A 12745-nucleotide genomic window follows, 5' to 3' on the forward strand; every position below is an offset into this window, starting at 1 on the left:
CGGTGATTTTTGGCGATTGATCTGATCACCAAACGTCATGAATGTTCCTATCTTTTTTATCTCGCTGATATCGTTATATTATTTGTGGGGATACCTCAGACTCTGACCCCATTTCTTTAAAAGTGATAGGCGTAGGATAGGTTCAGGAAGTCTAATCCGGGGTTGTCATTGTTGAAGCCGCCGTTTGAAAAGTGCATATAGCGCAGTGCGACATGTTGTTTCTTATCGATCTCTACAAACACACCTAATCTGTCTTCGAACTGATAGTTAGATCCAATATCTTTACCAGCGACTTTCTGATTACCTATGTAACTCGCTCCTATCCCCGCTTCTATATATACGGGATATTTGTCATAGAGCGTTGAAACCTGTTTCATAAATACAGGAGTTAATGACGCGCCGTAGCTAGTACTATGTGTATCGTTTTCACCATACTCCCACACTACGGCACTCACTTCCCAGTATAGCTTTAGGTCGCCAAACCAATCAGTAGTAAGCGTTTGTTCAAATGGCCTGTACGCGAAGCGCATACCATCGATATCGTCAAAGCCGTGCATATAATCTACACTCACGGTTTGTTTCGCTTGTACGCTACTTGCGGTGAAAATAATGAAAAAAGAAAATAGAAGTAGTGATGCCTGTTTCATAATTGCTCCTTGATCTGGTAATCAACAAGCAAAATTTTTTCCAATTAAAAATTATCGTAATTTCAAAGAGATAATGAAAACTAAATGCCGAACTATTCCTGCTGAGTAGTGTAATTTACTGACACTGTTGAAGCTTTTACAAAGATGTCCAGCGTGTATCTGCGCTTACATGTTGCTCTTCCATCAGGCGCTCGATCAGTTGCTTTGTATCTTCAATACCATACTTCGCTTTAATTTTATTTATGCTTTCAGATTCTGAAAGTATAAATGTATTGAGCTCGGCAATGATCTCGGGGTGTCTTAAGGTTGATAGCGAAAATGAGACAACGTTGTGTGGCAGGGTTAAATCAGCGGCAAATGGTCCCATTTGCGGAAAGCGACGAGCAACGTTTTTAGCGGCATTATATTCCACATCTAAAGCATCTACTTTATCGCTCTGTAGAAGATTAAGCCCATCAAAAATACTGTTTACGCCTGTTACTTTAACGGTACCGTTCTTAATTTGCTGTTCCCACTTTACAGGGGAAAATCCGTCTGGCGTGGCAAGTTTTGTTATGTGAGTAATTCCTTTACCAAGGTTATCTGTTTTAATCAAAGTCTCGGCGAATGTTTCTGCCAGAGGTTCAGAATACACTTTGTTGAGGCTATGGGTTATTTGGTCATACCAACTGGCGTTATCAGGAAAGACAAAGTCTACATTGCCTTTTTTCAATTCTATCTGAAGGCGTTTAACTGGCATGCTCAAGTATACAAAGCGATGTCCGCTTTGCTTTGAGAATGCTTCAAGAATAGCCCAACCCAACCCCTTTTCATGATCCGATGAAAAGTTGTAATACGGATAATATTCAATATTTTGAGCGCCTACGATATAGGTGTCGGCTGAAACAAAAGGACTTGAAAGTGTGCATGTAACTGGCAATACCGCCATTTGCACAAAGCGACGAATACTATTTCCAAACCTCTTCAATTTTCAATCCTTGTTCTATCAAAAGCTTCTGAGACAACTGCTCGAAAGGGGTTATTCCGTATTTTGTTTTTATACTATCAATTAATTCTGGATTTGAGGATATGAACTTATTAAGTTCACTAATAATGTCTTGATGATAAAGCGTAGATAGGGAAAAAGGAATTTCATTATGTGGAAGCGTCAAATCTAAAGTAAATGCATCTTGCTCATATGATAGAGGAGCAGATCGCTGGCTAACGAAATACTCTAAATCTAACCCGTCTACACGTTCTTGGTACAAAAGCGCCAAGCCTTGTTGAATATCCGTAACCCAAGTTATTTGGGTACGTTGGGTGTCTATTCTTTCTTGCCAATTTACCGGTGTGAAGCCTAACGGCATGGCGAGGTTTTTTATCTTTTCGATGCCTTTCCCAGCGTTCTGTCGTTTTACAATTGTCCCCGTTACTGCGCTGGTTAATGGGAGGGAAAAGTACTTGTCATTTGAAGTGGTAATGCTGTTATACCAGCCTCTATTATCAGGGTATACAAAGTCAACATTACCTTTAACTAACTCGAGTTGAAGCCGTCTTATAGGCAAGCTTAAATACACAAACTCGTGTCCCGAAGCTTCAGAAAAAGCTTCTAAAATTGACCAGGCAACCCCTTTATCTGTGGATGATGCAAAATCGTAATGGGGGAAATAAGCTAAGTTTTGTGCGCCAATCACATATTTTTCTGCATAAATATTAAGGCTAAACAAACAGCCAATAAAAAGCCCAATACATCGCATCATTCTACACTCCAAAATGACTACAGCAATTTACAATATACAAATAAATTATCTTTGAAGCATTTCCTTGAGAGGAAGTTTTTTAATACAAAAATAAATCGCGTATCTATACACCATAATTTATCGTTTTGCGGGTGTAAAATACTCAGTGAAAATCTCTTGAACTTAATGACAGCTTTTCGAGCCAAGGCGTACGATCAATAAGCTTACCTGCAATGATATGAATAACTCCTTCTTTGGAGCGTTCGATAATACCATTTACCTGTAGCAGTTTAGCCTTTAAGAATGTTTGTTGCTGAGCACGAGCGGTGGCTTGCCATACCACAACGTTCATATTGCCTATGTCATCTTCCAAAGTCAGAAAGGTAACGCCTGCGGCAGTGCCTGGCGCTTGACGACCTGTTACTGCGCCAAGCACTTTTACAACTGATTTATTTGTCTTGTCTTTAAGCGAATTGGACCAGCTTATGTCTTTAAGCTTATGTTGCTTTTTGAGTAACGAAATAGGGTGGTTATTTACCGATAAGCCGGTTGAGGCATAGTCTTCAAGTAAGTTTTCTGCCTCGGTCGGTGAAGCACCCAGAGGTGTGACGTTTTTATCTGCATAAAAATCGTCAGTATCAAACAGTGGTAAACGCGTTTGGGTATCCATAATTCGCCAACGGGTTTCGTATCGGTTGCCTGAAATAGTGCGAAGGGCATCGGCGCTAGCCAGTGCCTCTACTTCATTACTTTTAAGCGATAGTTGCTGTAATTGTTCAACATCGGTATAGCCCTTATCTGAGCGGTTTTCCACGATAAGTTGAGACGATGCTTCACTTAAGCCTTTAATAAGCTTAAGGCCAAGCTGAATGTATTTTTCTTGGCCTTGTACCACCAAAGAATGCTCAACGTCAGACTGGTTAACACAGGGCGCCTCTACCCGTATGTGATGACGCTTAGCGTCTTGAACTAACTGGGACGGGGAATAAAACCCCATGGGCCAGCTATTTAACAGCGCTACGTAAAACTCAACGGGAAAGTAAAACTTCAACCAGCAAGACACGTAAGCTAATACGGCAAAAGACGCTGAGTGAGATTCAGGAAAGCCGTAACCTGCAAAGCCTTTTATTTGTTCAAATAAGTTGTGGGCGAACGTACTGTCATAGCCTTTGTCCGTCATACCTTTAATAAGCTTGTCTCTGAATTCAAAAATTCTACCGTCTTTTTTCCAGCTCGCCATAGCGCGCCGCAGCTGGTCAGCTTCTCCGCCACTAAAGCCTGCTGCAACCATGGCAAGCTGAATCACTTGTTCTTGAAAGATAGGCACGCCCATGGTGCGAGACAGAACTTTCTCCACATCTTTAGATGGGTAGCTAATGGTTTCGTTGCCGTGTCGACGTATCAGATAAGGGTGGACCATATCACCCTGAATTGGACCTGGCCGTACAATGGCTATTTGTACGACCAAATCGTAATAGCGACGAGGTTTTAGCCTTGGCAGCATAGACATCTGAGCTCGTGATTCTATTTGAAAAACGCCTACCGTATCGGCCCGACAAATCATATCGAAAACCTGTTTGTCATCTCCGAGCTTAGTAATGAACGGAATACTGGTTTCAACAGGGTATTGTTTATTGATAAGCGAGAATGCGCGACGTATAGCGCTCAACATCCCAAGCGCCAGTACATCCACTTTTAAAAGGCCTAAGGTTTCAATGTCGTCCTTATCCCACTGAATAATAGTACGCTCTTCCATCGCGGCGTTCTCAACAGGAACAAGATCGTAGAGCGGCCCTGCGCTAATAACAAAACCGCCTACATGTTGCGACAAATGTCGGGGCGTGCCCAGTAAAGCTTCGGTAAGGGTAATTAACTGCTGCACCCTAGGCTCTTCAGGGTTTAACCCAAGCCCCGCCAGCTGAGATTTCCACGGAATAACGCTGTCTCGGCGATTAATCTGCTTTACCACAAAATCAAGCTGTGATTCGCTAAAGCCCAGCGCCTTGCCCACATCTTTAAAAGCCGACTTAAAGCGATAGCAAATAACCGTAGCCGCGATAGCGGTTCTTTCCCGGCCGTACTTTTGATAAATGTATTGGATGACCTCTTCACGGCGTTGATGCTCAAAATCCACATCAATATCTGGCGGTTCGTTACGCTCTTTGGAAATAAAGCGCTCGAACAGCACACTTATTTGCCTTGGGTCTACTGCGGTTATTTCCAAGCAATAGCACACTACCGAGTTGGCCGCAGAGCCGCGCCCTTGATACAAAATACGTTGTCGCTTGGCAAACTGAACAATGTCGTAAATGGTTAAAAAGAAATACTCATACTCTTGCTCGGCAATAAGCGTAAGTTCTTTTTCTATGGTTTGGCGAATATCAGGGGTTATACCTTCAGGAAAGCGCACTTTTATACCGGCCTCTACACGTTCCCGCAAATACGAAGTGGGCGTATACCCTTCAGGTACAAGCTCCGCAGGATAGTGGTAGCGCAGCTCTTCTAAAGAAAATGTGAAAGCGTGAGCAAGGGCATTGGTATTGGCAATCCATTTCTCAGGGTAAAGCTTCTTAATTTTTTGTACGGTTCGCAGACTACGCTCTGCATTACTCAACGCATCCCGACCTATTTTGTCTACACTGGTATGCACGTTAATAGCATGCAATACATGTTGAAGCGGCAGTCTGTCAGCGTGATGCATGAGTACACCTGTACAGGCAATAACAGGAAAAGGATAGGCAGACTGCAGATGATTGTAATGCGCAAACCTGTGGTGATCCCTTCCGTCTAATAGGCGCTGAGCGCCAATATAGGCATCAATACTAGGGTGTTTTTGCAGCCATTCAGCCCAATGCTTGTCTTTAGCTTCTTTGCCGCTTGGTAGCCAAATGAATTTGCAATGGCGAATGGTACGCAAGTCCCACTCAGCTAGTTGGTATTCACCTTTATCAGAGCGACGCCTCGCGTTAGTAATAATTCGGCATAGTTCGCTATAGGCCGCTTTGTTCGGGCACAACAGCACAAAAGATAAAGTGTCATCAAATACAAAGTAACTACCCACAATAAGCGTAATCGGTAGGCCCTGATGCTTAATTTCGTCGAAAGCCCGTACCACTCCCGCTACTGAGCATTCATCGGTAATGGCAAGTGCGTCGTAACCAAGGAAAGAAGCCGTGGTAACAAGCTCTGCGGGGGAAGAGGCACCGCAAAGAAAACTATAATTGCTTTGGCAAAAGAGCTCACTGTATTTCATGATATTGCCTTTACCTTTTTCTTTAACCGCATACCGCTAGCAAAAAAGGCCCTGCACCCACCAGCGGCTCTCTTCATCTTTAAACACTAAAAGCTTTACGCATTGCTCAGTTTGGGCGATGAAATAATCACGCTTTGTTGGGCTGTCATGCCACCACTCGCTATGTAATCGCACGGGGCCAAAGCAAATTTGGGTAGCCTGAATAAGCGGTTTAGGTACATCAAAAGTGAAGGTGGGCGTAATGTCACTGCTATAAGCATAATTACGGGTGCAGTTACCGGTGCTCGACTCCGTCACCGTCATATATTCAAACTGATGGCTGTCGGCAGCGCGAGGTTGAAACGTACTGTTATCGCCTAGCTTCGCGTTTAAGCGCCCAATTAATTGCTTTTGTGCAATATCGTTAAATCTGTCGCTAAAAAAGTCGCCATTCTGCGTATCCATTTCTTCAAATTGCTGACAGGTAAGCGCAATGGCTGTAGCTGGCTCAGGCAACACCAGATTCTCAGTTTTAAGACTAAACAAGGGCAGCCAACTTTGTACTGAAGACTGAGGCAGTGCCGAACGTATATTAATATCCATTACAGGTGCTTCTCTGAAATGAATATGTACACTGATGCTGGATGTATATAAGTTTCTTGCCCGTAAATAGTGAGACAAATGCTCAAACTGCTGGCTGACAAAAGGGGTTAGATGCTGCGTGTTTTCAATATCAAAAGGCAATAGGATAAAGTTATCGAAGTGCTCCAAAGGCCTAAATAATGTAACCCGTGGAAAGGTTTCTCCCCTTAACGCAGTAAGATACATAATAGTGTTATTGTCAAAGCGCCGACCCAGTTCTTGTACCGGCATTGCCAACAGCTGTTGTACGCAGGAAACGCCCACCCTTGCCAACGAGTCAATGACTTTAGGTGATAGAGCCGTAATAGAAAGCGGGCACGTACTTAGCGCTTTTTTTATGTCATCGGATGTATGCAAGTAGGTATTAAATTTATGAAGCGCTAATACTTTTGCGGCCTCAATTGTCCATGCGCTAGCAAAATGATAACGAATATCTGCTTCTGCCAGAGCTTGGGTTAAAGTTTTCCACAGTGGCTTATGACCGCCATAGTAATGAGTTAGGTTATCTAGCCTTACTGCCAGACCGCTGAAACTATTTGAGTGAATGTGGTTGTCTAATACGATATCAGAAGCCAGTGGATAAAGCCGATGGGCTAACTGCGTCAGCATATGCTTTTCGGCTTCTTCACTGAAAGGCAGAATATGCACGTAAGGGCATAACGCCGCTGCTTGGGCTAGCCCATGCCCAATTTCAATGCCTTCTTTTTTCGCAATATCATTACACTGCGTAATTTTGTTTGTTTTACTGCAGTACACTGCAACGGGAGTATTCGACGCTAACGCTGAATACTGGTTGTTAGTTTCGTGCTTCGGCAATTGGCTATGTGCACGCTTACTTCTAGCCGCTTTGATATGGCTGTCTAAAGTTAGTTGATAGCAGTAAATATAAGCCCACAGCATCATTAGCTCACAGAGTGTAATGCCTGATCGGAAAGCGTGTTGTGTGCCATGGCCCATTTAATGGCGTGATTGTCGGGGGTCCACCGATGGGAAATAACAATGTTATCTTTGGGCCACCCATGACGCTGCTTGCGTATGTTCACCGCCAAAGCGTGGGGTTTACCCTTTAGCGCGATATCCAACGTAATGGGTAATGCACTGTCGCTTTGATTCGACAGGTTGGCTTGTGAATCACTTAAGCTGGCCTTCGGATAACCTAACTGTGATGCCTGCTGTTGCGGTGGAGTATACAGTAAGCACAGCGCATCATTATGCGTTGCTGCTACCTGTAGGCGTCGTGCTTCTTTTTGATTTACAGCATTACTCCACAGCACTACGCAATGGCAAGCCGTACTTTTTAAACATTGCTCTGCTGCCCACAACGACTCTTGTTCAGAACTTGGTTTTACTACCAGAACTTGTTGCGCTTTAAGCCCCAAGTTTTCTAACCACGGCGACTGTAGTAGCCCGGGAGGGTTAATAAATACCACCAGCTTATGCGTACGGTGTTGGCATATAACCTGTTTAAAGAGTGAAAGTTCACCCATGCCGGTTAACGAAGAGATACGGATAAGACCTGTAGATGTAACGCCACCGTTAAGTGCTTTATCCAGACGCGGAAAACCCAGTGAAAACTTGGTTTCACTTTGTCTCTGATCTCTGGCCCGCCAAATATGCGGGTGGTTATTAAGCACGGATAACGATTTATTCATGGCACTCAAAATAAACTGTATTTTTATACAGTATTATAGTGCAGCAATAACCCTTTTCAAGACAAAAGGTTTTTGACTTGTTGTTTTAAACGCTAACTTACTGATTAGTTTGGAAAGGTAAAAAGATTAAACTTTTAAAAGAGTGGGAACATGGCTAGGGTCGCAGGCCTTACTACATAGCAAAGCAGACGACCCTGCCATACAGTTAGCGCTGTATAAGCGCTAACGAGAGACATAGAGTAAAATGTTACTCTTCAGATGGTTCTTTTTGAGCCTTTGTAGTCGTGCCACTTACTGTTGCTGTAACGGTTTGGCAAAAAGCAATGAAGCCGTCGGCCGTATTTTTTGACCACACCATACGTACGTTGCTAGGGAATGCTTTCACCACCTCACGAATTTCCTCAAGCGTCACTTCTTCATTAAGCAGCACCTTATTCAGTGACTCCTCAAATGACATCCCTTTCTCACAACAGGCCATGACGATAGTCGAAAAGTTGCGCATAAGCGGGTGCAGCGCATTGTATTGAGTTTGGTCGATAAGGCGGCTTTTATAGGCACTTTCAATACGCGCAGTAAGATTTTTCTCTAACGCATCTGTAACAAGAACAAGGTTGCGATAAGCATACGTAACCTTGTTGTTGGTCTGTTTATTCGAGTGACGCAATAGCGCCAGCTCTTTCTGTAAATTCTGCGCTCGCAGCACAAAGTAAATTAAAAACAGGATAAGTAATCCAATAACACCAAATGCAACGATCATGTCTATTGTGCCTTTTGTTCTTCTATAAACGTATTGATGTTTTGCTCCAAGATAAACAATGGAACTGAGCCGTTTTCTAACACGGCGCGGTGGAATTTACGCACATCAAAACGCTCGCCTAATGCTTTCTCTGCCTTCTTGCGAAGGCCTTTAATTTTGATTTCACCAATCTTGTAAGACAAGGCTTGCGCTGGCCAAGAGATATAGCGGTCTATTTCAGTATTTACGTTGTGTTCTGAAAGCGCGGTGTTTTCCATCATATAATCAACCGCTTGTTGACGACTCCAGCCCATCGTGTGCATACCGGTATCCACAACCAAGCGACACGCACGCCACATTTCGTAGCTTAAGCGACCGAAGTTGTCGTACGGCGTTTCGTAAATACCTGCTTCAATACCCAAAAACTCAGAGTACAGACCCCAGCCTTCACCAAACGCTGAAATATAGGTGTTACGGCGTACCATAGGTAAGTCTTCAAGCTCTGCTGCCAACGATATTTGAAGGTGGTGGCCAGGCACTGCTTCGTGCAAGGTCAGTGCAGGCAATGCATACAAAGGGCGCTTATCAAGGGCATACGTGTTTACCCAGTAATATCCTGGCTGGTCATCGCGGCTAGGATGGATGTAACGGCCCGTTGTATATTTGGGCGCGATAGCGTCTGGTACAGGCGCTACACCGTAAGGCGTTCTTGGCAGATACTCAAAGAGCGAAGGTAGTTTTGCGTCCACTTTCTTTGCAATAAACGACGCCTCTTTCAGCAAATCTTCAGCGCTGGTGGCATAGAATTGCGGGTCTTCGCGTAAAAACGCAATGAAGTCGTTAATGTCGCCATCAAAGTCAAGCTCATCCACAATTTGCTGCATTTGCGCGCGAATGCGTTTTACTTCAGACAAACCTAAATCATGGATTTCCTGAGGCGTCATATCCGTGGTGGTGTAATGCTTGGCTCTATTGGCGTAATACGCCACGCCATCAGGCCAGCTATTCGCGGCAATATCTTCACGGGCATTGGGAATGTATTCACCTACCATGAAGTCATAGAACATTTGATACGCAGGCAACACGCTGCTGTTTATGGCAGCCTTGCCTTGCTCCGTTAGCGCTGATTTTTGCTCGGCAGTAAAGTACTCTGGAAAACGGGTAAATGGAGAATAAAAGCCACTGTCCTCGGCGTTTTCAACAATGTACGACGCTACCGAGTTCTCAAACCCTTTCAGCACTACTTTAGGCTGCGTGTAGCCTTCTTTTAGCGCTTCTTTCATATACGCAATTTGTTGGTCAAAATAAGGCTTAAGCGCATTTAGGCGGCTAATATAGGCCTGATAATCTTCTACGCGCTTAAAGGTGGATAAATTGGGAAGTGAAGCCATGGCACTGTGAAAGCCATATTCTGAATTGATAGGCACTAAATGCGCGCGATACGTATATTCGTCCACATAGTTAGCTAAACGATATTGTTGCATCAGCAAGGCAATATAAGTATCAGTAGAGATGTCTTCTTTTTTATACTGACTTAAGGCCTTTTGAAAAGTACGCCATTGTTCATTTTGCGCTTTCAGGGCTTTGGGTGAGTTGTCTGGTAATACGTGAGCGAGTGAAGTATCGCCTTCGCGAGAAGCTAGAAGCGGGGAAACCGAAAGCTCGTATTGCCAAATGTCATCAAGTAGTTGATACAAGCTTTCATCGTTAAGGTCCTTTGCAGATGAGCTAACGCTGCAAATAAATAATAGTGCTGCTAAAACATAGCGATACATAAGGGTCTCCGGCAACCTTCACCGGAATGACCCGGCGGTTACTCTTTCGTTGGTGTATATATTGGACTAGGGAAAGCAGTTACTTTATCAGATTTATTTTCTAATTTAGTAATTTTGGCTGAACCTTTTTTATTTACGGCGTCAATGCGCAAAATGTTGTGCATCGGTACATAAGTTTTTGTTACTTCAGAAAATTCGGTTTTCAACCTTTCATGACTAGGGTCTACAACAACACTTGTGTGAGTATCCCACACAAAGTCACCTATCTCGATAAAGCCAAACAAAGCGCCCTGCATAAGGCTTTTCACGTATAACTCATAGCGCTCACCGTTGCTGATGAACTGAACGCGGTAAAGAATGTCGTCTTTTGACATAGATGCTGCTCTTCACTAAAAAAATATAAAAACACCCGGAAGCTGAGCCGGCATGCGACTGGCAATTTTACCTTGCTCATAAAATGCGAGCAACGGTAGGAAACACATGGTAAACGTAAGCAGTTTAATGGTATTCCGCCTATTAACTGCGTTACCATGACGCACACTTAGTTATATGGTGAAATTAGAATGATAAAAAAACTCCTTATAGGTAGTGCAATGACAGCAATGACCTTTGCTGCTACTGCCCATAACCACGCATCGACAGACAATGCTTTTAACCCTGATACACAGCGAATCAAATCGCACCTGTTTTTCCTAGCAGATGATTTGCTTGAAGGTCGTGACACGGGCTCTCGTGGCCATGAAATTGCGGCGCTATATATTGCGACCGAATTTGCTAAATATGGTTTGAAGCCAGCGGGTACAGACGGCTACATGCAAAACGTAGCGTTTCGCAAAGCGAATCTGGTTCAAGAGTCTCCCAAGTTTACTTTCACGCAAAACGGCGAAACCGTCGATTTTGACTATCCGAAAGAATATCTAGCTAGCCCGAGCTTGCTTAGCACCGAGGCTAATGTAAAAGGTGAAATGGTCTTTGTGGGCTACGGCATTGTGGCAGACGAGCTATCTCACAACGATTACAAAGACTTAGATGTAAAAGGTAAGGTTGTTGTAGCGCTTGCTGGTAAGCCAAGTGACTTTCCATCAGAAGAGGGCGCTCACTTTGCGTCTGGCTATCAAAAGCAAAAGTATGCGGTAGACAATGGCGCTATTGGCATGATCACTATCACAACGCCTAAAAATGAAAAGGTACGCCCTTATCAAAGCCGTTTGAACTACATCCATACGCCGCGTATGGCATGGTTAGACGACAGTGGTCAGCCTGCAAACAGCTTTTCTCAGCTTAAAGGTGGCGCTTACATGAGTGAAGGCGCTGCGCGTAAGTTATTTGAAGGCGCAGAAAAGAGCCTTGATGACGTTTATGCACAGCTTGAAGCCGACAAAGTACCACAAGGCTTTGCGTTAAACGGTGTGGTTGATATCAGTAAGACGAGCGTACACGACACCATCACTAGCCCAAATGTTGTGGGTGTACTTGAAGGTTCTGACCCAGAGCTTAAAAACGAGTATGTGGTTTTCTCTGCTCACTCTGACCATATTGGTTTTGCCAAGACCGTGAAGAAAGACAACATTAACAATGGTGCCATGGACAATGCGTCTGGTACGTCAGTGATGTTAGAAACTGCACGCCTGTTTAGCGAAATGGAAGAAAAGCCAAAGCGCTCAATTCTGTTCGTATCGGTAACGGGTGAAGAGAAGGGCCTGCTAGGTGCAGACTATTTTGCTCGTAATCCAACTGTACCGGTTACTTCAATGGTGGCGAACGTAAATCTAGATATGCCAATTTTGACTTACGAGTTTGCAGACGTTATTGCGTTTGGCGCGAACCACAGTGATTTGCAAGAGTCAGTGGAAAAAGCGGCGGCGAATGCCAACATTGAACTAAGCCCTGACCCATGGCCTGAGCAAGCGTTATTCACTCGCTCAGATCACTATGCGTTTGTAAAGCAAGGTGTGCCGTCAGTGTTTATGGTGCCGGGTCTGAAGTCTAAAGATCCTAACGTAGATGGCAGCAAGGTGTTTGGTCAGTTCTTATCTACGCACTACCATAAGCCTAGCGACGACATTAACCAGCCATTCAACTGGAATGCAGCAGAGACTTTCACCAAGGTTAACGCGCAAATTGGTTGGACACTAGCAAACCAAAAGAACAAGCCTAAGTGGAACGACGGCGATTTCTTTGGAAACACGTTTAGCAAGTAAGTCCATATTTATTAAACATTAAAAAGCAGCATTTTTATGCTGCTTTTTTTGTTTGCCCAGCGAAGCTGGCAAACCCGTCAGGTTGAAAGAAACCTGAATCACCCTGACTGAGGGGAAGATAATCCGAATGGCAAGGGCGTGG

Annotated in this window: 10 protein-coding genes; 1 reads left to right on the forward strand and 9 read right to left on the reverse strand. The window is 44.0% G+C overall.

Annotated elements, in window-relative coordinates:
* Positions 1-116: 116 nt before the first annotated feature.
* The 9 genes from MHN09_RS19895 to MHN09_RS19935 form a co-directional block, all read right to left on the reverse strand.
* Positions 117-647, reverse strand: a complete 531-nt coding sequence (locus MHN09_RS19895; protein WP_049587508.1) for an acyloxyacyl hydrolase — start codon at positions 645-647, stop codon at positions 117-119.
* 136 nt (positions 648-783) lie between these two features.
* On the reverse strand, positions 784-1614 hold the full coding sequence (locus tag MHN09_RS19900; RefSeq protein WP_239241768.1) for a hypothetical protein: 831 nt from the start codon (positions 1612-1614) through the stop codon (positions 784-786).
* Positions 1595-2386 (reverse strand): hypothetical protein, encoded by a 792-nt coding sequence (locus tag MHN09_RS19905; protein WP_049587510.1) that lies wholly within the window; start codon positions 2384-2386, stop codon positions 1595-1597. The genes MHN09_RS19900 and MHN09_RS19905 overlap by 20 nt, the downstream gene beginning before the upstream one ends.
* Positions 2387-2528: 142 nt before the next feature.
* Positions 2529-5618 (reverse strand): error-prone DNA polymerase, encoded by a 3090-nt coding sequence (locus tag MHN09_RS19910; RefSeq protein WP_168533909.1) that lies wholly within the window; start codon positions 5616-5618, stop codon positions 2529-2531.
* 36 nt (positions 5619-5654) lie between these two features.
* The gene (locus MHN09_RS19915) at positions 5655-7142 is read right to left on the reverse strand and encodes a DNA polymerase Y family protein (protein ID WP_049587515.1); all 1488 of its coding nucleotides are present in this window, start codon (positions 7140-7142) and stop codon (positions 5655-5657) included.
* Entirely contained in the window at positions 7142-7891 is a 750-nt protein-coding gene (locus MHN09_RS19920) for a recombinase RecA (protein WP_168533911.1), read from the reverse strand. Before MHN09_RS19920 ends, MHN09_RS19915 begins: the two co-directional genes overlap by 1 nt.
* A 247-nt stretch (positions 7892-8138) precedes the next feature.
* On the reverse strand, positions 8139-8648 hold the full coding sequence (locus MHN09_RS19925; RefSeq protein ID WP_049587518.1) for a hypothetical protein: 510 nt from the start codon (positions 8646-8648) through the stop codon (positions 8139-8141).
* Positions 8649-8650: 2 nt separating this feature from the next.
* Positions 8651-10402, reverse strand: coding sequence for a DUF885 domain-containing protein (locus MHN09_RS19930; protein ID WP_239241769.1), 1752 nt, complete (start codon positions 10400-10402; stop codon positions 8651-8653).
* Positions 10403-10440: 38 nt separating this feature from the next.
* A complete protein-coding gene (locus MHN09_RS19935; protein WP_061438894.1) occupies positions 10441-10776 on the reverse strand; it encodes a DUF1820 family protein in 336 nt (111 codons plus the stop codon).
* Between the two features lie 189 nt (positions 10777-10965).
* Between MHN09_RS19935 and MHN09_RS19940 the strand changes: the two genes are divergently transcribed.
* Positions 10966-12603: a M28 family metallopeptidase gene (locus tag MHN09_RS19940; protein ID WP_014947750.1), complete on the forward strand. Its 1638-nt coding sequence runs from the start codon at positions 10966-10968 to the stop codon at positions 12601-12603.
* Positions 12604-12745 lie beyond the last annotated feature (142 nt).

Origin of the sequence: Alteromonas sp. MmMcT2-5 (assembly GCF_022348315.1) — a bacterium.
Lineage (GTDB): Bacteria > Pseudomonadota > Gammaproteobacteria > Enterobacterales > Alteromonadaceae > Alteromonas > Alteromonas macleodii.

Bases quoted from the DNA above. Each gene is read 5' to 3' on its own strand.
- MHN09_RS19905 (WP_049587510.1), bottom strand. From the start codon at position 2,386: ATGATGCGATGTATTGGGCTTTTTATTGGCTGTTTGTTTAGCCTTAAT.
- MHN09_RS19920 (WP_168533911.1), bottom strand. From the start codon at position 7,891: ATGAATAAATCGTTATCCGTGCTTAATAACCACCCGCATATTTGGCGG.
- MHN09_RS19935 (WP_061438894.1), bottom strand. From the start codon at position 10,776: ATGTCAAAAGACGACATTCTTTACCGCGTTCAGTTCATCAGCAACGGT.
- MHN09_RS19910 (WP_168533909.1), bottom strand. From the start codon at position 5,618: ATGAAATACAGTGAGCTCTTTTGCCAAAGCAATTATAGTTTTCTTTGC.
- MHN09_RS19915 (WP_049587515.1), bottom strand. From the start codon at position 7,142: ATGATGCTGTGGGCTTATATTTACTGCTATCAACTAACTTTAGACAGC.
- MHN09_RS19940 (WP_014947750.1), top strand. From the start codon at position 10,966: ATGATAAAAAAACTCCTTATAGGTAGTGCAATGACAGCAATGACCTTT.
- MHN09_RS19895 (WP_049587508.1), bottom strand. From the start codon at position 647: ATGAAACAGGCATCACTACTTCTATTTTCTTTTTTCATTATTTTCACC.
- MHN09_RS19925 (WP_049587518.1), bottom strand. From the start codon at position 8,648: ATGATCGTTGCATTTGGTGTTATTGGATTACTTATCCTGTTTTTAATT.
- MHN09_RS19930 (WP_239241769.1), bottom strand. From the start codon at position 10,402: ATGTATCGCTATGTTTTAGCAGCACTATTATTTATTTGCAGCGTTAGC.